Consider the following 21,575-nt stretch of genomic DNA (forward strand, 5'->3'; position numbering starts at 1 on the left):
TTTCGGGCAAGCCCGGCGATTAAGCCGAGAGACGCTTGCGGCCGCGAGCGCGACGGGCTGCGAGAACCTTCTGGCCGCCATTGGTGGCCATACGAGCACGGAAACCGTGGCGACGCTTGCGGACAAGCTTGGACGGCTGGTAAGTACGCTTCATTTATTTGACTACCGCGGAGTGCGGCCCTTCTTAATGTTGCACTGTGCAAGAGCGTTTGGAAAACGCACGGCCTTGCCTTGCCCGAGGCATGGATAGCATGGCCGAACGTGCGCGCCTTATAGGGATGAAGGGCGTGCAAGTCAATCAACAGTCATGGCGATGCATCGGGCAGGACGGGACAGTGCGACATTTCGCAGCTTTTGTTAACCAGCGACCGCGCCGCCATTTTTGCCAAATATCAATTTCTGAAACCGATTTCCGGAAAACTGCGCCGAATCGATGCAAAAAGGACCACTACAAGCGGAGATACCGGATTTATTTGCCTGCTATTACCGTAAAACGTGCATTTTTAGAGGAAACTTAAGATTAACAAATTTTCCGCATGATGAGCCCAACCAGCATGTCGCTGCGTTGCGTCTCTTCTCGGGAGTTCCCCCTTGTCTATCCGCGGCAAAATTAATCTTCTTGTTTTCGTCATGGGATTGGCGGCGCTGATCATCGGCGGAACCGCCTTCGTCGCAATGAATGAATACGGCAACCGCGTGCAGGAGTTCAGCCTTGCCTCCGAGCGCGCCTTTCGCGGTGAGCAGCTCAACAGGCTGGTGACGGCCGTCGTCATGGATTCCCGTGGTGTTTACGGTGCCAAGTCGCCGGAAGACGCCAAGAAGTTTGCCGACGGCATTCTTTCCAGCCTCGACAAGATGGACAAGGTGATTGCCGAATGGCGGCCGATCATCGGCGCCGAACAGAAGGCCTCGTTCGACAGCCTCGTCGCGGGCGCCCAGCAATTCCGGGTCTTCCGGATGGAAACGGCGCGTCTCGGTGTCGAGGTCGGACCGGCGGCGGCCAACGAGCAGGGCAACAACGACGCCAACCGCGCCAACCGCAAGGCCTACCAGGCGGAGATCGACAAGGTCGTCGAGACCGACATCGCAGCTCTGATGGCCCAGGAACAGGCGATCACCGCATTCCGGCATTTCATCTTCCTCGTCGTGCTCGGCATCACCGTCGTCGGCATCGGCATCGGCATCGGCATGGGTTTCTACATCGGCACCTATCACCTGAGTGTTCCGCTGCGCCACGCGACCGATGCGATCAACCAGGTCGCCAACGGCAATTTCGGTGTCGATATCCCGGCGACCGGCCGCAAGGACGAAATCGCCGACATAATGAAGGCGCTGCAGGTGTTCAAGGAAAACGGCCTCGCCGTGCAGCGCATGAACGCCCAGGAGGCCGCCCTGCGTGCCCGCAGCGACGATCTGCAGGCGAGCATGTCGCAGGTGGTTTCGGCTGCCGCCGCCGGCGATTTCAGCCCGCGTATCGACAAGGATTACGGTGACGAGAACCTCAACCGGTTCGCCCGCAACATCAACACGCTGCTGGCTTCGGTCGACACCGGCGTCGGCGAGACGCGGCGCGTCATCGCCAGCCTCGCCGAGGGCGATCTGACGCAGAGCATGCGAGGTGACTTCCAGGGCGCCTTTGCCGAGTTGCAGGCGAACGTCAACACGACATTCGCCTCGTTGTGCCAGACGATGCGTTCCGTCCGCGAAACGTCATCGACGATCAACGACAACACCAGCGAACTGCGCCACGCCAGCGACGATCTTTCCAAGCGCACCGAGCAGCAGGCAGCGGCGCTGGAAGAAACCTCTGCCGCGCTCGACCAGATCACCGCCGTGGTCAAAAATTCCACCGAGCGTGCCCAGGAGGCCACCTCCATGGTCGGCGATGCCAAGCAGAGCGCGGCGCAGTCCGCCTCCGTGGTGCGCAACGCCATCGACGCCATGGGCCGCATCGAGCAAGCCTCGCTCGAAATCAGCCAGATCATCAACGTCATCGACGAGATCGCCTTCCAGACCAACCTGCTGGCGCTGAATGCCGGCGTCGAGGCTGCGCGCGCCGGGGAAGCCGGCAAGGGTTTTGCCGTCGTCGCCCAGGAAGTCCGCGAACTGGCGCAACGCTCCGCCACCGCTGCGAAGGACATCAAGACCCTGATCACCAAATCCGGCACCGAAGTGCAGTCCGGCGTCAAGCTGGTACAGGCGACCGGCGAGGCGCTGTCGCAGATCGAAGCCCAGGTGAACGGCATCAACGACCGCATCCATGCCATCGCCGTTTCGGCCCGCGAACAGTCGACCGGCCTGCAGGAGGTCAATACCGCCATCAACCAGATGGACCAGGTCACCCAGCAGAACGCCGCGATGGTCGAGGAGACCTCGGCATCGACGCACAAGCTCTCGGCAGAAGCCGAAGGCCTCGTCGGCCTGGTCGTACGCTTCAAGGTCGATGGCGGGTCCTCGCGCCAGCCGGCTCTGGCGAACCGGGAACAGCACCGCGCCGTCACCTCGCCGGCGCGGCGGATGGCCGGAACAGTCGCTCGTGCATTCGGCGGCGGCCAGTCGGCCGCGGCTGCCCAGAGCTGGGAAGAATTCTGACCCTTGCGCCGCGGCTGTTTTAAACAGCCCAAACCCATCGTCGCCGGAACCGGTCCATGCCATCGGTTCCGGCGGTTTCATTTTAGGGTTGCGCCGAGGCTTGCGAAGCTATTCCTCCGGCAGATAAGATCGGCGCTAGTCTTTCCCCTCCCTGTTGGATTCTCAGCGACCATGGCGGAACTCCTCTCGCCCGACATCTGCATCATCGGCGGCGGCCCCGTCGGAATTGAACTGGCGCTGTCGGTCGTGGCCTTCGGCGCGTCCGTCGTTCTGGTCGAAGCCGAACGCTGGGGCGAAAAGGGCGTGGGGCGGGATATCGCGCTACAGGCCTTTTCCGCCGCCGCGCGCCACGTCGCCACCATCGGAGGGGCATCGGCCCTCGGCATCGCCACCGGTCCCGTTTCGGTCGACTTCGCCGCGCTGCGCGCGCACATCGCCGACGCCATGGCCGCGGCCGCCCCGAACGCCTCCGCCGAGCGGCTGGCGGCGCGCGGCATCTGGGTCCTCCGCTCCCAGGCGCGCTTTACCGATCGCCGCACCATCGAGGCTGGCAATTATCTCGTCCGCCCGCGCCGTTTCGTCATCACCGGCGGATCCGTGCCGATCATTCCGGATATTCCCGGCCTTTCCACGCTCGAGTGCCTGACCATGGATACGATCCTGGATGTCAAGGCGGTACCGGACAGGCTGCTGGTGCTTGGCGCCGGCGCGGAAGGCCTGCAGATTGCCCAGGGTTTCCGGCGGCTGGGGGTGCAGGTGACCGTCATCGACGAGGGGAGGGCACTGTCGGAATGTGACCCCGAACCTTCCGCCCTCGTGCTGCACCATCTGCGCTCCGAAGGCATCGTGCTGATCGAGGATATGACGGTGACACATGTCGAGCGGGCTCCGTCGGCAATCCGGGTGCATGGCGACGGCGCGGATGGCCCCGCCGTTTTCGATTGCAGCCACCTGCTCGTGGCATCGGGCCGGCGTGCCGACGTCGCCGGTCTCGACCTCGCCGCTGCCGGCATCAAGGCGGACGAACGTGGCATTGTCGTCGGCCCCGGCCTGCGCAGCCGCAACCGGCGCGTCTATGCTATCGGCGAAGCGACGGGGCGCGAGACCTCGCTTGCCGCCGCCCGGCAGCATATGGCGGCAATCTTGCCACAGTTGCTGTTCCGCTTGGCGCGCCGCGCCGAACCCCATCGTGTTCCCCGTATCGTATGGACCGATCCGGAGATTGCCGAAATCGGCCTTGGCGTCGAGGAGGCGCGCAAACGCTACGGCGCTATCCGCCTGCTGCGCTGGCCCTATGCCGAAAACGACCGCGCGCGGGCCGAGCGCCGCACCGCCGGCCTTGTCCGTATTCTCGTCAGCACCAGGGAAAAGGTGCTGGGGGTGACGATCGTTGGCGAAAATGCAGCAGAACTGATCGATTTCTGGTCGCTGGTGATCGCCAGGGGACTTGCCTTGAACGACATCCGATCCCATGTGCCGCCTTGTCCGACTTTTTCCGAGATTGGAAAAAGCGCGGCGGTTTCGTATGATAGGCCCCTGATGCAAAAGCCCTGGACCCGATTTCTGATCCGGTTCCTCGCTCGTCTGGGCTGAGGCGTCAGGGGATGGCGGAGATGCCGATGTCTGAACATATGCCGGAAAACCCGGTGCCTCGCGCCTGCGTCAAGGGCGGGTTGCGCGGCATGTTCGCCGGCCTTTCCGGCAAGCTCCTGTGGCTGACGGTCATTTTCGTCATGCTGGCGGAGGTGCTGATCTTTGCGCCGTCGGTTGCCACCATGCGGCTGCGCTGGCTGGAGGACAGGCTCAACACGGCCGCCGCCGCCGCGGTGGTCATCGATGGCCTGCAGCCCGCCGAATTGCCGCGCAGCGTCCAGGACGACACGCTGATGGCCACCGGCACCAAGGCGATCGTGCTGCGCAAGGACGGCACCTCGCAGCTGCTGGCGGCATCGGATATCCCCACGGAAGTCGACGGCCAGTACAACATCGCCGACATGGACCAGCTGACGGCGGTGAAGGATGCGGTGGAAACGCTGCTGTTCGGCGGCAACCGCACCATCCGCATCTTCGGGCCGGTCGGCGAAAGCGACATGATGATCGAGATCGTCATGACCGATGCCAGCCTGCGCAAGGCCATGCTGCGCTATTCCAGCAACATGCTGGTGCTGTCGATCCTGATCTCGCTGATCACCGCGACGCTGATTTTCTTCACCATCAACCGGATCATGATCCGCCCGATCCGGCGCCTGACCAACAGCATGCAGACCTTTTCCGAAAACCCGCAGGATCCCGGACGAATCATGATGCCCGAGCAGGGGCATGACGAGCTGGCGCTTGCCGGTCGCCACCTCGCCACCATGCAGACGCAACTGCAGAAAACCCTGAAGCAGCAGAAGAACCTTGCCGATCTCGGCCTCGCGGTCTCGAAGATCAACCACGACATGCGCAACATCCTGGCGTCAGCGCAACTGATGTCCGACCGCCTGGTGCATGCCGAGGATCCGCTGGTCAAAAGTTTTGCACCAAAACTGCTGCGTACCATCGACCGCGCCGTCGGATACACCAGCGAGGTTCTGGCATACGGCCAGGCGTCCGAGGCAGCCCCCCGCCGGCGTCCGATCGCCTTCGTGATGCTCCTGCAGGAGGTGAAGGATATCCTGGCGATCGATGCCGAGGCCGGCATCGAATTCGTCGAGACGATCGCGCCGGAGCTGACGGTCGATGCCGACAACGAGCAGCTTTTCCGCATCATCCACAATCTCTGCCGCAATGCGCACCAGGCATTGGTCAATCACCGCGTCGGCGAAACCGGCGTCGTTCGCCGCATCACCGTTTCGGCGCAGCGGCTGGGCAGCGTCGTCAGCATTGATATCGACGACACCGGCCCCGGCATGCCACCGAAGGCGCGCGAAAACCTGTTTGCGGCCTTTCGCGGCTCGGCCCGTTCCGGCGGCACCGGACTCGGGCTGGCGATTGCCCGCGAACTCGTGCTGGCGCACGGCGGCACCATCGCCCTTGCGGAAAAACCGTCTCCCGGCACCCTGTTCCGCATCGAAATTCCGGACCGCCCTGTTTCACTGGAAGCATACCGCGCCCGGGCCTGAGCGCGGCCGCCTCCACGCCAGGCTCTTTGCATCTGCCGGAAACGCTTGATTTCATACGCTTGTCGAACTCTTCGAGATAAAATGACGTTTTTTGCGAAATTGCTCTTGCATTCCCCAACGGGAGCCTTTAGAGGATCGCCACGCAGACGGAATTGACCATCTGCACCGCGCACCCGTAGCTCAGCTGGATAGAGCACCAGACTACGAATCTGGGGGTCAGGAGTTCGAATCTCTTCGGGTGCGCCATTCTTTCCTTTATGTTTCCCGATATCGTAGCAGGCACTTTTCAAGTGCCTCGGCTTAACCTGCGCGATGCCTCGCGGACGATATAAGGTAACCCAATGCAAACGTCATTGCTGTCACGGCTATCCCGGTGCAGATCACGCCGGCCGGCGTGATTCGGGCGCTGCCCTGCAAGGTAATATGGTTCCCCACACGCAGATCGAATGTGGATTTGATTTCCTCGGGATGCGAGGGGGAGGCCGTTGGCGGGTCTTCCTCGATGGCTGCCATTTTGAAACTCCGTTGCGCTTCGCCGCGGCGTGATGCCCACCCCGATGTGGGTGGGCTACAATAACATGGCGGTTTGCAGTTTCATCGCGTCATTGCTTCAGGATCAGACCAGATCCCAATAGCCGGAGGATACTTCCCGGATGCCTTCGAGATTCTGTGTTGCATCGATATTTTCGGCGCTCGCGGCGAATGCCTGCAGGATCGCCTCCTTGGAAAGCCCCTGGTCCAGCCTGCCTATCCAGTAGCTGACGCCGGCAGCCTCCCCGGCGCGGTGCAGGACGTTCTGGTACATGACGTCGATGAAGGTGCTGTTACCCATCGTTGCGACGCTGCCGTAGCGTTGCGTGAATTCCTGGCTGTAGAGGAAGTTGAGGGCGATCTGGCTCAGGGCCTGGCCGCCTTCGGCCATGTCGATCCAGTAGTTCAGGCCCGACGTATCGAAATCGCGGCCGAAACCGGCATTGTAGAGCCTCGCAAAAGAAACGACCTCGTCATGGGTGAGCGGCTGGATGTCGTTGCCGATCCTGATCGTGAATCCTTGCGAGAAATTATTGCCTTCGTTGGATTCGGCGATTTGTTTTGTCTGGTCGGCTTCGATCCCGAGATAATAGGTTCCCGGCGCGAGATTGGTCGGGATTCTGACATAAGTGGCGACGTCAAGCTGTGTCAGTGTGCCGATGCTGTCCGACAGGGTCAGGCTGCCGAGGCTGATATCGCTGGAATCGATCGTGGCATCCGTCGACAGGTAGAAGCCGACGGTCTTCGCCTCCGTGGCCGTGGTCGTCGACTGGTTGGTCAGCGAGTAGTGGACCAGCATCAGTTCGCCGGGCATGAGTTTGGTCGCGCCGGTCCTGGCATCGGCTTCGACGTTGCGAATGTTCGAGACGAGGTCCGGCGATGCGTTGTTCGAGCCGTAGATGTACTGGATGCCGGCAATGTCGCCGGCCTGTAGCTGGGTGAGGTTGTTGATGGCGGTGTTCATCACGCTGAGGCCGCCGTCATAATGGGCAAGCCCGAGGGCATGACCGATTTCGTGCAGGACGACCTGGTAAAAACTGTTACCGCCCGAATCGACCACGCGGCCATTGACGGTGTGCCAGCCCTCGCCGTTGTCCAGCCAGATCTGTGCCGCCTTGGTGATGTTGTCGCTGCCCGGCGCATAGCGTCTTGCCAGGCCTTCCGTCCCCCCGGCGCCGTCTCCGGGCCCTAGGCCGATGCGGAGGCCTGACGTGTTCAGGGATGCGCTGTCCGATGTCTGCTGGAATCGGACATTCGCGACGGCCTCCCAGGCGCGCATGGCCTGGTTGATCTCGGCGATCATCGCCGAGTTGAGGGCCTGGTTGAAAGAAAATGCTTCACCGCCGAAGTTTGCGCTCCAGGGGGACCACTGGATCACTCCGCCCGATGTGCCGTAAGAGCTGCCACCCCATTTGATGCCCTGCGTAACAAGCGAATAATCCATTGTTCCCCCTGCAGAAAAATCTGCCAGAGATTAAGCCTATTTTTCGGGGCGCTCAATCCGTGTGTGATAACATTGTGCATTCGTCATTTTGCTGGCAGAGGCAGTCGATCGCCGTCTGATCGCCGACTTACCCGTCTCGCATGTCTTTCAAAAATACCAGAGGTGGCGTACCAAGCATGTCGAGGCCGGAGGCTGTATTCATGATGCCGGAAGGCGTCTTCGCGGATGCAGCGGTCCCGGGCCGGATCGGGGAAGATGGATGTGACGATGGGTGCAGGCGTGAATGGTGCGGTGTCCTTCTGGTATGCCGATATCGGTGGGGTGCCGGGTTACCGTGCGCCCTTGCCGGGTGACCGCGATGCGGATGTCTGCATCGTTGGCGCGGGTTATACCGGCCTCTGGACTGCCTACTATCTCCGCAAGGCGGACCCGGCACTTCGCATCGTCATCGTCGAGAAGGAGTTTGCCGGGTACGGCGCCTCCGGCCGCAATGGCGGCTGGCTTTCGGGCGATTTCGGCTGGTCGCGCGAGCGTTACATGGCGACGTCGTCGCGTGGCGCCGTCATTGCCATGGAAAAGGCGATGGCCGGCACCGTCAACGAGGTTGTCGCCGTCACCGAGGCGGAGGGCATCGACGCCGACATCGTGCGCACCGGCAACCTGCAGGTCGCGACGAACAAGGCACAGCTCGAACGCCTCGAGGCATACTATCGGAATTTTGCAGCGTGGGAGAACGGCAAGAGCGTCGATTGGCTCGACGCCGGCGAAACGCGGCGCACCGTCAACGTCCACAATGCCATGGGTGGGGTGATGAAACATGGCGTCGCCCGTGTCCAGCCCGCCAAGCTGGTGCGAGGGCTGGCGGCGACCGTGGAACGGCTGGGCGTGCCCATCTATGAGCAGACGGCGGTCACCGCGATTTCCAAGGGGCGCGTGGACACGGCGCGGGGCACCGTCCGGGCGCCGATCATCATCCGCGCCACGGAAGGGTTTACCGCCGGCATCGCCGGCCACAGGCGGCTCTGGCTGCCGCTCAACAGCGCGCTCATCGTCACCGAACCGTTGCCGGAAGCGCTCTGGCAGGAGATCGGCTGGCAGGGGCGGGAACTGCTCGGCGACATGGCGCATGCCTATTGTTATGCGCAACGCACCCGCGAGGGCCGTATTGCCATGGGTGGCCGCGGCGTTCCTTATCGTTTCGGTTCCCGCACGGATGTTCGCGGGCAGACGCAGGCTGCGACCATCGAGCAACTGCGTGCCATTCTCTACAAGCTGTTTCCGCAGACCAAGGGGCTGCGTATCGACCATGCCTGGTGCGGCACGCTCGGCGTTCCGCGCGACTGGTGCACGACGGCGGGGCTGGATCGGGAAACCGGCATCGGCTGGGCCGGCGGTTATGTCGGTCTCGGCGTCGGGTCGTCCAATCTCTCCGGCCGCACCCTCTGCGACCTGGTGCTTGGCCGCGACACGGAACTGACGGCTCTGCCATGGGTCAATCGTTCCGTGCGCAAGTGGGAGCCGGAGCCGTTGCGCTGGCTCGGCGTCCACTCCATGTATCAGCTTTATCGTATCGCCGATGAACGCGAGGCTGCGGGCCTGCCGCATAGCTCGCGGCTCGCCGCTTTTGCCGACCGGCTGACTGGCCATTGATCTCTTTTCAAGGATAACAGGATGATTGATTTTCTGACTTTTGCCCATCTCGCCGACATCGATCTGGGCGAGCTTGCGCCCAAGCCGACCTCCTTCGAGGGCAACCAGCGCGAAGCCGCCAAGGATCTCTGGGCTTCGGAGGATGGACGTGTCGAGATTGGCGTGTGGGAATGCACGCCGGGCCGCTTCACCGCCTCGCGCGACAACAATTCGGAAATCTGCCACATCGTCTCCGGCCGTGTATCCCTGCACGGGGCCGACGGGCGGACGCAGGAAGTCGGTCCGGGCGAGCTTCTGGTTTTGCCGCTCGGCTGGAAGGGTGAATGGACCATCCACGAGCACACACGCAAGCTGTATGTTCTGCACCACAAGGGGTAAGTCGGTTTACTGGCTGACGTCGACCCACTCGGCGCCGGTCAGTTCCGCCATGCGTTCGGGCGTGATCCGCACGGCGGCGTTGGTCGCGCCCGCCGCCGGCACGACGATGTCATAGGCCTTCAGGGAGACGTCGCAATAGACGGGCAGGGGTTGCGGCAGGCCGAAAGGGCAAACGCCGCCGACCGGATGGCTGGTGGCCTTGACCACGTCTTCGGCATCGAGCATGCGCGGCTTGCCGCCCAGCGCGTCGCGGGATTTCTTGTTGTCGAGCCGCGCCATTCCGCCGAGCACGACGAGAACGGTGCGGTCGCCGATACGCAGGCAGATGGTCTTGGCGATCTGCGCCGGCTCGACGCCATGGGCTTCGGCAGCCAGCGCGACCGTTGCCGAGCTGGCTTCGGTGACAATGACGGAGATGCTGGGATCGTGCTCCTGGAAAAAGGAGCGGACGGATTCGAGGCTCATGGTCGAATCAATAAAGGTGGAAATTTCCGGTTTCAAGCTCCAAGAAAAAGCCATGCATATTTTGCAATGCTGCGCTGCAATGTAGTGACTATTTTTTAATCCATTATCGTGTATAGTCACATCATCGAAGCGGCGCACTCCTCCTCCCAGTGCCGCTCGATAGGGCTGACGACACCTCCTCCTCCCAGTTGTCAGCCAGGTTTAAGAGCCCGGCGCATCCTCCTCCCGCGCCGGGCTTTTACGTTTCTGGCTTTTTTTGCCGGTTTTCCCTTCTTTCCCATGCGAATTTAAACCGTGCGATTTGTTTTCGCGGTGTTACGATGCTGGTCTTCGTTCGGTTTCGTTTCCGGAAGGGTCGCGCATGTTTCCGCTTTCCCACATGATGAAGTCATTCATTCGTAAAGGTCGGTTGAATGTGGTCGACGCCGATGGCAGGAGGCATGTGTTTTCGGGAGGCCCCGGACCGGAGGTCACCATGCGGCTGACCGACAGGAAACTCTATCGAAGCCTGGTCTTCAATTCCGAGCTTGCTGCGGGCGAGGCCTATATGAACGGTACGCTGCGCTTCGAGGAGGGCTCGACGCTTCGCGATTTCCTGCAGCTCTTTTCGATCAACCGCCTGTCGCTCGGCTCCTATCCGATCCAGAAGGTGTTGCGGGCGATCAAGATGCGGTTCCGCAAGCGGCAGCAGTCGAACCGCAAGGGGCAGGCGCAGCAGAACGTCGCCCACCACTACGATCTCGGCAATGCTTTCTACAAGCTGTTCCTCGATGAGAACATGCTCTACTCCTGCGCCTATTTCCGCGAGCCGGGCGAGACGCTGGAGCAGGCACAGCGCAACAAGCTGCGGCTTCTGGCAGCAAAGCTCGGTCTCAGGCCCGGCATGAAAGTGCTGGATATCGGCTGCGGCTGGGGTGATCTGGCGATGTATCTTGCAGCCCTCGAAAATGTCGAGGTGCTGGGTGTCACGCTCTCCAAGGAGCAGCAGGCGCTGGCAACCGAGCGGGCCAGGGCGGCAGGCCTGTCCGACCGGGTCAAATTCGAGCTTCGCGATTACCGCGATGTCACCGGCCCCTTCGACCGTATCGTCTCCGTCGGCATGTTCGAGCATGTCGGCGTGCATCACTACGACGAGTTCTTCAAGAAGCTGAACGCCTTGATGCCGGATGACAGCGTGGCGGTGCTGCACTCCATCGGCCATATGAGCCCGCCCGGCATGGCGAGCGCATGGCTGCGCAAGTACATATTTCCGGGCGCCTATTCACCGGCTTTGTCCGAAGTGTTTTCGGTGGTGGAGCAGAACAGCCTCTGGGTCACCGATCTCGAATTCCTGCGCGTGCACTACGCCACGACGCTTGCCCATTGGGGCGAGCGCTTCGAGAACAATCGCGACAAGGTCGTGGCCATGTATGACGAGCGGTTTGCGCGCATGTGGGAGTTTTATCTGATCAGCGCGGAAATGATGTTCCGCACCGGCAGCCAGCTCGTCTTTCACATGCAGCTTTCTCGCTCGCGGGATGCGGCGCCGATCGTGCGGGATTACATCACCGACCGGCAGCGCGATTACATCGAGCGTGAGAAGGGTCTCAATCTATCGGTCTAGAGCAATTCCAGCAAAAGTGCGGAGCGGTTTTGCGTCCGGAATTGCGTAGAAACAAAGAGATAGAGTGTTTTCGCGTTTCAGAGAAAGGCGGAAATGCTCTAAAGATCCAGGAAAGACTGGAAGCCGCCATAGATCATGCGTTTGCCGTCGAAGGGCATTTCCCATTTTTCGCTGTCCAGGCGCGGGTCGGCCATGACCTTCTTGTTGATGTCGTCGCGCGCTTCCCGCGAGGCGTAGGTGATCCAGGAGAAGACGACGATTTCGTCTTCCTTGCAGAGCACCGCCCGCGGAAAAGACGTCAGTTCGCCATAGGGCACATCGTCGGCCAGGCACTCGACATAGGACAGGGCGCCATGTTCGCGCCAGACATTGCCGGCGACGCGGGCCATCTCCTTGTAGCTGTCCAGTTTCGCCTTCGGAACCGCGAGAATGAAACCATCGACATAAGGCATGTTCGTCTCCTCTTCCTTCTGTTTGAACATAGGACGGAGATGGCGCCTGTCCGCCGACATCAAGGGCAAAATTTTTATCGGGGGAGTGTTTTACGGTGCCGGTCGCGTGTTCAGGCTTCGAGGGAAGCTGCGAGGGGAGCGGGGCGCTGCACACTGTAAGCCCGCAGGAACGTCCGCACGGCATGTCGTGCCGTCCGCTCCAGAAGTTCGTCGGAGGGCGTTTCTCCGAAAAGCACGGTCATCTGCAGGTCGGCATTGACGAGCGCCAGGAACTGCCGGGCCGCAAGATCGAGGTCATCGATCACAAGCACGCCCTTGTGCGCCAGCCGTGAAAACAAAGCGGCAAGCGCCGAGCCCACCTTGCCCGGCCCATGCTGCCGCCAACTCTCGAACAAATGCGGGTAGCGCTCGCCCTCGGAATAGACCAGCTTGCGCAGAAACTTGCCGTCGTGATTGCACAGGCAGCTCTGGTTGAGCCGGACGGCAAAGGTCGTCAGCTCGTTTTCCAGGTTGTCGGCGGTGTCGGGAAAGGTGGCGAGCACGGAAAACAAGGCCGCATTGCTGCGGTCCATGACGTCTTCGACGACGGCGGTAAACAGGGTTCCCTTTTCGCGGTAATGATTGTAGATTGTCTGCCGTGACACGCAGGCCTCGGCGGCAATCTCGTCGATGCTCGCGCCGGAAAATCCCTCCCGACAAAACACTTCCGCCGCAGCCTCCAGAATGGAGAGGCGCTTGGCGCATTGGCCGCGCTGAACCGGGCGACCGGCCTTCGACGGCTTGTCATCGTGTCTTTTCATTATGCCAAGATAATGCGCCTTGACGTTTTAGACAATACTGTCTAATTTGACATCACTGTCCAAGTTTATGGACGATCTGTTTTGCCGTGATTGGGTGCAGCTTCCCCGGCTGCGTGGTCGCCGCGAATTCACATTCATTGAACCTCTGAAGACGTTTGCGCCGGCGAAACCTTCGTTTCCGGTTTGCATTTTTCGGAAAGACATCATCATGACGACTTCATTCTTTCGCGTGGCGCTGATCCTTGGCCTCTTGTCGGCCATCGGGCCTTTCGCCATCGACATGTATCTGCCGGCCCTGCCGACCATCGGTGCGGACCTGAATGCCGACCACGGTGTCGTTCAACTCAGCCTGCTGTTTTTCTTCATTCCTTTCGCCATTTCGCAGCTTCTGTATGGTCCGCTGTCGGACATGTGGGGCCGCAAGCCGCCGCTTTACTTCGGCATCGGCCTGTTTGCGCTGGCCAGCATCGGCTGCGCGCTGGCAACCGATATCGAAACGCTGATCGCTTTCCGCTTCCTCCAGGGCATCGGCGGGGCGGCCGGCATGGTCATTCCGCGCGCCATCGTCCGCGACATGCATACCGGCGTACAGGCTGCCCGTCTGATGTCGCTGCTGATGTTGGTGTTCAGCGTTTCGCCGATCCTGGCGCCGCTGACCGGCAGTGCCGTGATCGAATTCTACGGCTGGCGCGGCGTGTTCTGGGCGGTGATGATCGCTGCCTTCATCGGCCTGATCCTGCTCTCGACGCAGCTTCAGGAAACCCGGCTGAAAGAACACCGGGCCGAAAGCGGCCTCGGTACGGCACTTGCCGCCTACCGCCTGCTGATGAAGGATCGCAACTTCCTGACGCTCACTTTCATCGGCGGCCTCGGCATTTCGAGCTTCCTCGTCTACCTCGCCAACTCGCCCTTCGTGCTCATCGAGCATTACGGCCTGACGCCGACGCAATACAGCATCGCCTTCTCGGTCAACGCCGTGTCGTTCTTCACCGTGTCGCAGATGACCGGTTATCTCGGCGAGCGTTTCGGCCTCGTCCGCGTCATGCGCATCGCCGTCTGCGGATATGCGTTGACGATGCTGGCCATGCTTGTCGTCATGGGCCTTGGCATGAACCAGTTGCCGGTGCTGGCGACCTTCCTGTTCGTCGGCTACGGTTTCCTCGGCCTCGTCATCCCGACGACCTCGGTGCTGGCGCTGGAAGAACACGGCGCCATTGCCGGCACGGCCTCGGCGCTGATGGGCACGCTGCATTTCGTCACGGCCGCTGTCGCCATGGTCATCGCAAGCCTGTTCTTCGACGGCACGGCCCTGCCGATGGTGGCTGGCATCGCGCTGTGCGCGATTGCGGCCTTCGTCGTCACACAGGTGACGATGGGCCGGCGCCGTATGGCGGTGGAAGCCGCTGCTGAATAAGTCTTTCCTCTTCCCCGAAAAGCACAGGCCCGGATCAAAAATCCGGGCCTGTTTTTTTGCCTGAGACACGGACCTGCGACCTTCGTTTATTTGACAAAGTGCATCTTTCGATTTACGACTGACGAAAATTGAAATTCGTCAGTCGTAAATCGAAAGACGCCAATCATGACAGAAATCATCGAACAGGACATTTCGCGCCAGGAAAACGTCACCCGGATTCTGGATGCCGCCGAGCGGCTTTTCCGGCACTACGGTTATACCAAGACGAACGTGGCGGATATTGCGCGCGACCTCGGCATGTCCCCGGCCAACATCTACCGTTTCTTCGCCTCGAAGATGGAAATCCATCAGGGTATCTGCGGCCGCATGCTCGCCGCGAGCTATCAGATGGCCTACGACATCTCCAAGCTGCCGCTGAGCGCCAGTGAGCGTTTGCGCCGTTATGTCCATGCCCAATACAAGATGACGCTCGAAACCATGATGGACGAAGAAAAGGTCCATGAAATGGTCGTCATCGCCATCGAGCGCGACTGGCATGTCATCGAAAAACATGTCGATCGCATACACAGGCTGATTGCCGAGGTCATTCGCGAAGGCATCGCCGCCGGCGAATTTGTCGAGCAGGACGCCGAGATGGCGTCGCGCTGTTTCGGTGCGGCGACGGTCACGCTCTGCCATCCGCAGATGGTGGCGCAGTGTCTCGCGAAGGAAAATCGCGCCACACCCGAAGAACTCATCGAATACGCCATTCGTGCCTTGAAGAAATAAGGGCGCGTCCTGCGCCGAAATCCGTTGTTTTCCGTATAAGGAGGGTGGCCCAAGCGCCGCCGGAAGTCTCATGACGATCAGACCTGCTGCTGCTTTTGCCGTCGTTTCCATGCTTGCCCTGGCCGCCTGCTCCGAGGAGAAGGTCGAGACGAAGGAAATCATCCGCCCGGTCAAGGTGGTGGAAATCTCCGCAACGCAGACGACGCGTGACCTCGATTACTCCGGCTCCGTGAAGGCACGCACCGAGATGAACCTCGGCTTCCGCGTTGCCGGCAAGATCACCGAGCGCCTGGTCGATGTCGGTGATCGCGTCAAGCCGGGCGATGCGCTTGCGCGTGTCGACGCCGTCGATTACGGCCTCTTGGCATCGAGCGCGCAATCGAGCCTCGATGCGGCCGAGCGGCAGGTGGAGACGACAAAACTGTCGCTCGATCGTGCCGAAAAACTCTTCCGCCAGAACGTTTCGCCGAAATCCCAGCTGGAGCAGGCGCAGCTTGCCTACAATCAGGCTGTCGCAACCCGCGATTCCGCCAAATCGGCGCTGGAGCAAGCAAAGAACCAGATCGACTACACCACGCTTTCTGCCGATCGCGACGGCATTGTCGTTGCCGTCAACGCCGATAGCGGCCAGGTGGTTTCCGCCGGCACGCCTGTCGTCACCGTTGCCGTCGATGGCGAGAAGGAAGTGCAGATCGCCGTGCCGGAAACAGAGATCGCCCATTTCGAGGCTGGCAAGGCAGTGAAGGCCACCTTCTGGTCGGATGCCGGTCTGGTGCTCGACGGCAAGGTGCGGGAAGTCGCCGGCAGCGCCGATCAGGCATCGCGTACCTTTGCTGTTCGTGTCAGCCTTTCGGACGACCCGCGCGTGCGCCTCGGCATGACGGCGACGGTCAATGCGTCGGCGCCAGTTGCGGAAGCCGTCATGACGGTGCCGCTGAGCGCTCTGGCCAAGGATGGCGAAAAATCGCTGGTCTGGATCGTCGACCGCAGCACCGGCACGGTACGCAGCCGCGAAGTCAAGGTTGCCGGCTTTGCCGGCGACGGTGTGCGCATCGCCGAAGGCCTGAAGGTTGGAGATGCCGTCGTGGCAGCCGGTACACAGTTCATGAGCGAAAACCTCAAGGTGAAGCTGGCCGGCACGCATGACGAAGCCGCCTTCGCCGACAAGACCGGTGCGACCGAACTGTTGCGCTAACCAATCCCCCACGCGGAACCAAGCCGATGGCCAAGACCTCTGAAGAAAAGCGCCCGTTCAACCTGTCGCGGTGGGCAATCCAGCATCCGAGCATTGCCCGCTTCCTGTTCGGCCTGATCATCGTCACCGGGGTCATGGGCCTGATGCGCATGGGCCAGAAGGAAGACCCGGATTTCACCTTCCGCGTCATGGTCGTCCAGGCCATTTGGCCCGGCGCCTCGATCCAGGAGATGGAAGACCAGGTCGTCAACAAGATCGAGCGCAAGCTGCAGGAAACCCCGCACCTCGACTGGGTCCGCTCCTACACCCGTGCCGGCAGCGCCATCATCACCCTGCAGGTCAAGGGCGATACCAATACGGCTGAGGTCAAGGACGCCTTCTACCAGGTGCGCAAGAAGGTCGGCGACATCTCGAACGAGCTGCCGCAAGGCCTGCTCGGCCCCTATTTTAACGACGAGTTCGGCGACACCTTCATCACCCTGCATTCGCTGAGTGGCGAAGGCTTCTCGTATCCCGAGCTGAAAAAATTCGCCATTCAGGCGCGCGACATGCTGCTGACGACGCCGGGCGTCGAAAAGGCCGTGATCATCGGCGACCAGCCGGAGAAGATCTATATCGACGTCTCGTCGAAGGCGCTGGCCGAGCGCGGCCTGACGCTTATCGACATCCAGAACGCCATCAAGGGCCAGAATGCCGTCGATCCTGCCGGCTCCGTCGATACCGGCACCCGCTCCGTCCGCATTTCCGTCGAAGGCGACGTGACCAGGGCGGAGGATATCCGCGAGTTGCGCCTGCGCGCCGGCGGTCAGGTCACCCGCCTCGGTGATATCGCCACGGTTTCGTCCGGTCTCGAAGACCCATACCAGCGCAAGTTCCGCTTCAATGGCGCCGACAGCGTTCAGATCGGCGTCGTCATGGCCCCCGGCTTCAAGGTGACGGATGTCGGAACGGCGGTCGAGGCCACCTATGCCCGCTTCGAGGAGGCGCTGCCCTACGGCGTTCATGTCGATCAGGTTTCCAACCAACCCGATGTGGTGCGTGAGGCCGTCGGCGAGTTTATGAAGGCACTCGGCGAGGCTCTGGTCATCGTGCTCGTCGTGTCGCTGCTCTCCATCGGCTGGCGTTCCGGTCTGGTGATCGCCATCACCATCCCGCTGGTGCTCGCGGCCACCTTCGCCATCATGTACGAACTCGGCATCGACCTGCAGCGCATCTCGCTCGGCGCGCTGATCATCGCGCTCGGCCTTCTGGTGGATGACGCAATGATCGTCGTCGAGATGATGGAGCGCAAGCTGGAGGAGGGGCTGGTCAAGCTGGAAGCGGCGAGCTTTGCCTATTCCTCCACGGCTTTCCCGATGCTGACGGGCACGCTGATCACCACCGCCGGCTTCATTCCGGTCGGCTTTGCCGAGTCGACCGCCGGCGAATATGTCCGCACGCTGTTCTACGTCGTCGGCATCGCGCTGGTCGTCTCGTGGTTCGTGGCGGTCTATTTCACCCCATGGCTCGGCTACATGATCCTCAAGCAGCGGCATCATGCCGGCGATCATCACGATGTCTTCGATACCGGCTTCTATCGCCGCCTGCGCGCCACTGTCACCTGGGCGGTCCGCCATCGCATCATCGTGCTGGCCATGACCATCGTCACTTTCGTCACCAGCCTCTGGGCCTTCCAGTTCATTCCGCAGAACTTCTTCCCGCAGTCCTCGCGGCCGGAAATTCTCGTTGATCTCTGGCTGCCCGAGGGCACCTCGATCAAGGAAGTCGAAAACCAGGCCAAGGCGCTGGAAGCCCGTATCATCGACGATCCGGACAAGAAGTTCATCGCCACCTATATCGGCGAAGGCGCGCCGCGCTTCTTCCTGCCGCTCGACCAGCAATTGCGCAATCCGAACTTTGCCCAGCTGCTCGTCATGGCCAATGACGAACCGGCCCGCGAACGGCTGATCGCCAAGCTGCGCACCATCCTTGCAGAAGACTTCCCGTCGATCCGCGGCAAGGTCGACCGCCTGTTCCTCGGCCCGCCGACCGGCTGGCCGGTGCAGATGCGCGTCATGGGACCGGATCGCGATGAGGTGCGTCGCATCGCCGACCAGGTCAAGGCGAAGTTCCACGAAAACCCTGAGATCGGCGCCATCCACGACGACTGGCTGGAGCCGGTGCCGGGCATGCGCCTGGAGATCGATCAGGACCGTGCCCGCGCGCTCGGCGTTACCTCGCAACGTATTCGTCAGATGCTGCAGGCCTCCATGTCCGGTGCCCCGCTCGATGATTTCCGCGACGGCGAAGAAACCGTCTCCATCGTCGCGCGTGAACCCGATGCGAGCCGCCACCTGCTGTCGTCGGTGGACTCGCTCTATATCCCGACCGATTTCGGCGGTTTCGTGCCGCTGTCGCAGGTCGCCCGCGTCGTGCCGGTCATGGAACAGGGGATCGAGTGGCGTCGCGACCGCCTGCCGACCATCACCGTGCGCGGCACGCTGCCGGATGACGTCCAGCCCAACGATGTGACGATGAAGCTCTACAGCGATCTGCAGGGCATCCGTGACGGCCTGGCGCCCGGCTACAAGGTCGAGATCCAGGGCGGGGCGGAAGATTCTGCCGAGAGCCAGCAGTCGATCGCCGCCAAGGCGCCGGTCATGCTCGCCGTCATTATCGTCCTGCTGATGATCCAGCTGCAGCATTTCGGCAAGGCGATGCTGGTGCTGGCCACCGGCCCGCTCGGCATCATCGGCGCCGCTGCGGCGCTGCTGATCAGCGGTGCGCCCTTCGGCTTCGTCGCCATCCTCGGCGTCATCGCACTGCTCGGCATCATCATGCGCAACTCGATCATCCTCGTCGACCAGATCGACCAGGATATCGCCGCCGGCATGGAACGATCGGAAGCGATCATCGGTGCCGCCGTCCGCCGCTTCCGGCCGATCATGCTGACGGCGCTCACCGCCGTGCTGGCGCTGATCCCGATCTCGCGCGGCGTGTTCTGGGGACCGCTCGCCTACGCCATGATGGGCGGCATCCTCGTCGCCACCGTGCTGACCATCCTGGTGCTGCCGGCGGCTTACGCGCTGTTCTTCGGCAAGGAGCCGAAGAAGAAGGAGGAGGCCAATGTTCCCGGTAACGAGAACAAGGCTGCCGTCTCCGTCCCGCCGGCCATTGCCGCTGAGTAAACGGTTCTTTCAAAGGCAAGCAAAAAGCCTTCGGTTCAGCGAACCGAAGGCCTCTCCTTTTTATCGGCGGGCAAGGCGTCAATGCGCTTCCTTGAGCGTCACCTCTGCGGTCTTGTCCTGATATTCCTTCTTGGGGTCGGCGCCGAGCAGCATCTTGATGCCGGCGAACAGGCTCGATTCATCCAGCCAGATTTCCGCATGTTCGGCATCGAAACGCAGCAGCGCGAGGTTGGGATCGTCCTTGCCGCCTTCGAACCAGGCGGCGACATAGCGGTTCCACAAGCGCTCTATCATGTCGCGGTCGTTGCTGAGCGACAGCCGGCCATGCACGGTAGCGAAGACGTCGTGGTCCTTGGAGGCGAAGGTGAAGAGCGCCTGCTCGATACCGCTCAGCTCTTCCGCCAGTTCGGTATCCTTCGCCGTGAAGAACCAGATCGGCCCCTTGTCGCCGTCGATCTGCGCCGTCATCGGCCGCGGATGTTCGTCGCTGTGGCCTTCGAGGCCGAGCATCACGGTGCGGTCGGATTTCAGCGCCTTCCAGAATTTCGTTTCCAGTTCCTTGGGTGTCGACATCGGTGTTTCCTTTCTTTCTGTCTGCGGGACATCATCGAACGACGGAAGACGAAACAATGTTCCTCACGCCGTCAGCCGTTTCTCCGGCCTGTCGTTCTCATCCGGGTTGGGATTGGGCACTTCGTCGGGCAGGCGTTCGGGCTCCGGCTCGCCGATCGGCGGCACCGGTTCTGCCGGCGGCGGTATGGGTGGGATCGGATTGCCGGGGACCGGCTCCACGGGATAGGACATGATACAACCTTCCATCTTGGATGATGGTTTCCAACGGCCGCACGGCCGGTTTTGTTCCGGCATCAGGCCGGGACAAGCAAGGCAGCCGATCATCTGCCGCATCAACTCCCTGGAGGCGAATGCGGAGGCGAATGCGGTGAATTTCATGGTGATCAGGGGCGGTCTGGCCGAACAGGACGCCGCAGCGGTGGGCGAACCGCGTCCCGAGGACGTGGCGTCCGAAGCCAGGCGGCGCGTCAAGGCTGCCGGCTTCGACAACCTGCATACCCGCTATCTCGCGACCGGCGTTCCCGTGCCGGCTGCGGTGCGGTATCTCGTGCTGCAGATCAATTATACCGCCGAAGCGCTGGCCGGCCTGAACCCCATTCCCGCGGACTTCCGCTCCGACGCCTACTGGCCACGATAACGGGCGCGTCCGCGGAACTTTCCCGTCCGGTTTTCGTTTATCGGCCGAATGGGAGAAAAGCATGCAGATTACATATCATATCGCCCAGCACGATGGCGGCTGGGCTTACAGGCTGGGCGACGTCTGGTCCGAACCTTTCCCGACACATGATTCCGCCCTGGCGGCGGCCAAGCAGGCCGCAGCGAAACAACAGGTCGGCGGCCAGAATGCCGAAATCGACTATCAGTCGAGCGACGGCAGGTGGCATCGCGAGAGTGTCGAGGGCGGCGACCGCCCGCAGGTCGAGGTCGAAGACAAATAGGGCTGGTGTTCGCCTGCGTTCACAAGCGGCACCGCCGCCAGCCGATAGTTTGCTGACGACTAGCCGGCGCCATACTCCGCATCCGTCACCAGTTCCATCCAGTCGGCCACCTTGCCGTCCTGCGCTTCCTGCATGGCGACATGTGTCATGTCGCTGTCGGGTGCTGCCCCATGCCAGTGTTTTTCGCCCGGCGCGAACCACACCACGTCTCCGACCTCAAGCGAACGCACTGGCCCGCCCCAACTTTGCGCCAGGCCCCGGCCTGCGGTCACCAGAAGGGTCTGCCCCAACGGATGCGTGTGCCAGGCCGTGCGTGCGCCGGCCGGAAAATGGACGCTGGCGGCGCGAAGCCGGGCCGGCGCTTCCGCCTCGATCACCGGCGTGATCGACACGTCGCCGGTAAAATAATCCTTCGAGGCGGCGCGTGCCGGGCGGTCCTTGGCGCTCTTGATATCCATGATCGGTTCCTTCGGTTTCGCCGCAGCAGACGATGGGCGGTGC

Annotated in this window: 21 protein-coding genes and 1 tRNA gene; 13 read left to right on the forward strand and 9 right to left on the reverse strand. The window is 61.9% G+C overall.

Going from position 1 to position 21,575, the window contains the following annotated elements; all coding sequences use genetic code 11:
* Positions 1–19: 19 nt before the first annotated feature.
* Positions 20–154, reverse strand: coding sequence for a 50S ribosomal protein L34 (rpmH, locus tag ACSQ3I_RS01820; protein WP_109458303.1), 135 nt, complete (start codon positions 152–154; stop codon positions 20–22).
* Between the two features lie 437 nt (positions 155–591).
* Here rpmH and ACSQ3I_RS01825 point away from each other — a divergent pair, with 437 nt between their 5' ends.
* The 4 genes from ACSQ3I_RS01825 to ACSQ3I_RS01840 all read left to right on the forward strand — a co-directional run bounded on the left by ACSQ3I_RS01825 (position 592) and on the right by ACSQ3I_RS01840 (position 5,942).
* The gene (locus tag ACSQ3I_RS01825; RefSeq protein WP_435995634.1) at positions 592–2,592 is read left to right on the forward strand and encodes a methyl-accepting chemotaxis protein; all 2,001 of its coding nucleotides are present in this window, start codon (positions 592–594) and stop codon (positions 2,590–2,592) included.
* Positions 2,593–2,763: 171 nt separating this feature from the next.
* Positions 2,764–4,185: a dihydrolipoyl dehydrogenase family protein gene (locus ACSQ3I_RS01830; protein WP_435995635.1), complete on the forward strand. Its 1,422-nt coding sequence runs from the start codon at positions 2,764–2,766 to the stop codon at positions 4,183–4,185.
* Between the two features lie 26 nt (positions 4,186–4,211).
* Positions 4,212–5,696: an ATP-binding protein gene (locus ACSQ3I_RS01835; protein WP_435995636.1), complete on the forward strand. Its 1,485-nt coding sequence runs from the start codon at positions 4,212–4,214 to the stop codon at positions 5,694–5,696.
* 169 nt (positions 5,697–5,865) lie between these two features.
* Positions 5,866–5,942, forward strand: a tRNA-Arg gene (locus ACSQ3I_RS01840).
* A gap of 54 nt (positions 5,943–5,996) precedes the next feature.
* On the opposite strand, the gene ACSQ3I_RS01845 is transcribed toward ACSQ3I_RS01840, so the two are convergent.
* Positions 5,997–6,209 (reverse strand): hypothetical protein, encoded by a 213-nt coding sequence (locus tag ACSQ3I_RS01845; protein ID WP_435995637.1) that lies wholly within the window; start codon positions 6,207–6,209, stop codon positions 5,997–5,999.
* A 103-nt stretch (positions 6,210–6,312) separates the two neighbouring features.
* Positions 6,313–7,671 carry a DUF4214 domain-containing protein gene (locus ACSQ3I_RS01850; protein ID WP_435995638.1) on the reverse strand — a complete coding sequence of 453 codons (1,359 nt, stop codon included), beginning with the start codon at positions 7,669–7,671 and terminating at the stop codon, positions 6,313–6,315.
* Positions 7,672–7,938: 267 nt separating this feature from the next.
* Here ACSQ3I_RS01850 and ACSQ3I_RS01855 point away from each other — a divergent pair, with 267 nt between their 5' ends.
* Entirely contained in the window at positions 7,939–9,321 is a 1,383-nt protein-coding gene (locus ACSQ3I_RS01855) for an NAD(P)/FAD-dependent oxidoreductase (protein WP_435996253.1), read from the forward strand.
* Between the two features lie 21 nt (positions 9,322–9,342).
* Positions 9,343–9,699, forward strand: a complete 357-nt coding sequence (locus ACSQ3I_RS01860; RefSeq protein ID WP_435995639.1) for a cupin domain-containing protein — start codon at positions 9,343–9,345, stop codon at positions 9,697–9,699.
* A gap of 6 nt (positions 9,700–9,705) precedes the next feature.
* On the opposite strand, the gene ACSQ3I_RS01865 is transcribed toward ACSQ3I_RS01860, so the two are convergent.
* A complete protein-coding gene (locus ACSQ3I_RS01865; RefSeq protein ID WP_435995640.1) occupies positions 9,706–10,164 on the reverse strand; it encodes a YbaK/EbsC family protein in 459 nt (152 codons plus the stop codon).
* Positions 10,165–10,525: 361 nt separating this feature from the next.
* On the opposite strand from ACSQ3I_RS01865, the gene ACSQ3I_RS01870 reads away from it, so the two are divergent.
* Complete coding sequence (locus tag ACSQ3I_RS01870) at positions 10,526–11,767, forward strand: class I SAM-dependent methyltransferase (protein ID WP_435995641.1); 1,242 nt, start codon at positions 10,526–10,528, stop codon at positions 11,765–11,767.
* 98 nt (positions 11,768–11,865) lie between these two features.
* Here the strand turns inward: ACSQ3I_RS01870 and ACSQ3I_RS01875 are convergent, their stop codons facing one another.
* Positions 11,866–12,219 (reverse strand): DUF1428 domain-containing protein, encoded by a 354-nt coding sequence (locus ACSQ3I_RS01875; RefSeq protein ID WP_435995642.1) that lies wholly within the window; start codon positions 12,217–12,219, stop codon positions 11,866–11,868.
* 110 nt (positions 12,220–12,329) lie between these two features.
* Positions 12,330–13,019, reverse strand: a complete 690-nt coding sequence (locus ACSQ3I_RS01880; protein WP_435995643.1) for a TetR/AcrR family transcriptional regulator C-terminal domain-containing protein — start codon at positions 13,017–13,019, stop codon at positions 12,330–12,332.
* A 208-nt stretch (positions 13,020–13,227) separates the two neighbouring features.
* Here ACSQ3I_RS01880 and ACSQ3I_RS01885 point away from each other — a divergent pair, with 208 nt between their 5' ends.
* From ACSQ3I_RS01885 to ACSQ3I_RS01900, 4 genes are all read left to right on the forward strand, one after another.
* Positions 13,228–14,433 carry a multidrug effflux MFS transporter gene (locus tag ACSQ3I_RS01885; RefSeq protein WP_435995644.1) on the forward strand — a complete coding sequence of 402 codons (1,206 nt, stop codon included), beginning with the start codon at positions 13,228–13,230 and terminating at the stop codon, positions 14,431–14,433.
* A gap of 165 nt (positions 14,434–14,598) precedes the next feature.
* Positions 14,599–15,201, forward strand: a complete 603-nt coding sequence (locus ACSQ3I_RS01890) for a TetR family transcriptional regulator (protein ID WP_435995645.1) — start codon at positions 14,599–14,601, stop codon at positions 15,199–15,201.
* A gap of 70 nt (positions 15,202–15,271) precedes the next feature.
* Complete coding sequence (locus tag ACSQ3I_RS01895) at positions 15,272–16,396, forward strand: efflux RND transporter periplasmic adaptor subunit (RefSeq protein WP_435995646.1); 1,125 nt, start codon at positions 15,272–15,274, stop codon at positions 16,394–16,396.
* Between the two features lie 26 nt (positions 16,397–16,422).
* Positions 16,423–19,563, forward strand: coding sequence for an efflux RND transporter permease subunit (locus tag ACSQ3I_RS01900; protein ID WP_435995647.1), 3,141 nt, complete (start codon positions 16,423–16,425; stop codon positions 19,561–19,563).
* Between the two features lie 78 nt (positions 19,564–19,641).
* Here ACSQ3I_RS01900 and ACSQ3I_RS01905 read toward each other — a convergent pair whose 3' ends face one another.
* Together ACSQ3I_RS01905 and ACSQ3I_RS01910 are read right to left on the reverse strand one after the other, a co-directional pair.
* Entirely contained in the window at positions 19,642–20,136 is a 495-nt protein-coding gene (locus ACSQ3I_RS01905; protein WP_435995648.1) for a pyridoxamine 5'-phosphate oxidase family protein, read from the reverse strand.
* Positions 20,137–20,199: 63 nt separating this feature from the next.
* Positions 20,200–20,367 (reverse strand): hypothetical protein, encoded by a 168-nt coding sequence (locus ACSQ3I_RS01910; RefSeq protein ID WP_435995649.1) that lies wholly within the window; start codon positions 20,365–20,367, stop codon positions 20,200–20,202.
* A 145-nt stretch (positions 20,368–20,512) separates the two neighbouring features.
* On the opposite strand from ACSQ3I_RS01910, the gene ACSQ3I_RS01915 reads away from it, so the two are divergent.
* Together ACSQ3I_RS01915 and ACSQ3I_RS01920 are read left to right on the forward strand one after the other, a co-directional pair.
* Entirely contained in the window at positions 20,513–20,773 is a 261-nt protein-coding gene (locus ACSQ3I_RS01915; RefSeq protein WP_435995650.1) for a hypothetical protein, read from the forward strand.
* 61 nt (positions 20,774–20,834) lie between these two features.
* A complete protein-coding gene (locus ACSQ3I_RS01920) occupies positions 20,835–21,074 on the forward strand; it encodes a DUF2188 domain-containing protein (protein ID WP_435995651.1) in 240 nt (79 codons plus the stop codon).
* A gap of 59 nt (positions 21,075–21,133) precedes the next feature.
* Here the strand turns inward: ACSQ3I_RS01920 and ACSQ3I_RS01925 are convergent, their stop codons facing one another.
* Positions 21,134–21,532: a (R)-mandelonitrile lyase gene (locus ACSQ3I_RS01925; protein ID WP_435995652.1), complete on the reverse strand. Its 399-nt coding sequence runs from the start codon at positions 21,530–21,532 to the stop codon at positions 21,134–21,136.
* Positions 21,533–21,575 lie beyond the last annotated feature (43 nt).

Origin of the sequence: Rhizobium sp. LjRoot30 (assembly GCF_964253915.1) — a bacterium.
In the GTDB taxonomy this organism is placed as follows: domain Bacteria; phylum Pseudomonadota; class Alphaproteobacteria; order Rhizobiales; family Rhizobiaceae; genus Metarhizobium.

Bases quoted from the DNA above. Each gene is read 5' to 3' on its own strand.
- ACSQ3I_RS01885 (WP_435995644.1), top strand. From the start codon at position 13,228: ATGACGACTTCATTCTTTCGCGTGGCGCTGATCCTTGGCCTCTTGTCG.
- ACSQ3I_RS01920 (WP_435995651.1), top strand. From the start codon at position 20,835: ATGCAGATTACATATCATATCGCCCAGCACGATGGCGGCTGGGCTTAC.
- ACSQ3I_RS01850 (WP_435995638.1), bottom strand. From the start codon at position 7,671: ATGGATTATTCGCTTGTTACGCAGGGCATCAAATGGGGTGGCAGCTCT.
- ACSQ3I_RS01900 (WP_435995647.1), top strand. From the start codon at position 16,423: ATGGCCAAGACCTCTGAAGAAAAGCGCCCGTTCAACCTGTCGCGGTGG.
- ACSQ3I_RS01860 (WP_435995639.1), top strand. From the start codon at position 9,343: ATGATTGATTTTCTGACTTTTGCCCATCTCGCCGACATCGATCTGGGC.
- ACSQ3I_RS01890 (WP_435995645.1), top strand. From the start codon at position 14,599: ATGACAGAAATCATCGAACAGGACATTTCGCGCCAGGAAAACGTCACC.
- ACSQ3I_RS01905 (WP_435995648.1), bottom strand. From the start codon at position 20,136: ATGTCGACACCCAAGGAACTGGAAACGAAATTCTGGAAGGCGCTGAAA.
- ACSQ3I_RS01845 (WP_435995637.1), bottom strand. From the start codon at position 6,209: ATGGCAGCCATCGAGGAAGACCCGCCAACGGCCTCCCCCTCGCATCCC.
- ACSQ3I_RS01880 (WP_435995643.1), bottom strand. From the start codon at position 13,019: ATGAAAAGACACGATGACAAGCCGTCGAAGGCCGGTCGCCCGGTTCAG.
- ACSQ3I_RS01870 (WP_435995641.1), top strand. From the start codon at position 10,526: ATGTTTCCGCTTTCCCACATGATGAAGTCATTCATTCGTAAAGGTCGG.
- ACSQ3I_RS01910 (WP_435995649.1), bottom strand. From the start codon at position 20,367: ATGTCCTATCCCGTGGAGCCGGTCCCCGGCAATCCGATCCCACCCATA.
- ACSQ3I_RS01895 (WP_435995646.1), top strand. From the start codon at position 15,272: ATGACGATCAGACCTGCTGCTGCTTTTGCCGTCGTTTCCATGCTTGCC.
- ACSQ3I_RS01915 (WP_435995650.1), top strand. From the start codon at position 20,513: ATGGTGATCAGGGGCGGTCTGGCCGAACAGGACGCCGCAGCGGTGGGC.
- rpmH (WP_109458303.1), bottom strand. From the start codon at position 154: ATGAAGCGTACTTACCAGCCGTCCAAGCTTGTCCGCAAGCGTCGCCAC.
- ACSQ3I_RS01925 (WP_435995652.1), bottom strand. From the start codon at position 21,532: ATGGATATCAAGAGCGCCAAGGACCGCCCGGCACGCGCCGCCTCGAAG.
- ACSQ3I_RS01875 (WP_435995642.1), bottom strand. From the start codon at position 12,219: ATGCCTTATGTCGATGGTTTCATTCTCGCGGTTCCGAAGGCGAAACTG.
- ACSQ3I_RS01830 (WP_435995635.1), top strand. From the start codon at position 2,764: ATGGCGGAACTCCTCTCGCCCGACATCTGCATCATCGGCGGCGGCCCC.
- ACSQ3I_RS01865 (WP_435995640.1), bottom strand. From the start codon at position 10,164: ATGAGCCTCGAATCCGTCCGCTCCTTTTTCCAGGAGCACGATCCCAGC.
- ACSQ3I_RS01835 (WP_435995636.1), top strand. From the start codon at position 4,212: ATGTCTGAACATATGCCGGAAAACCCGGTGCCTCGCGCCTGCGTCAAG.
- ACSQ3I_RS01855 (WP_435996253.1), top strand. From the start codon at position 7,939: ATGGGTGCAGGCGTGAATGGTGCGGTGTCCTTCTGGTATGCCGATATC.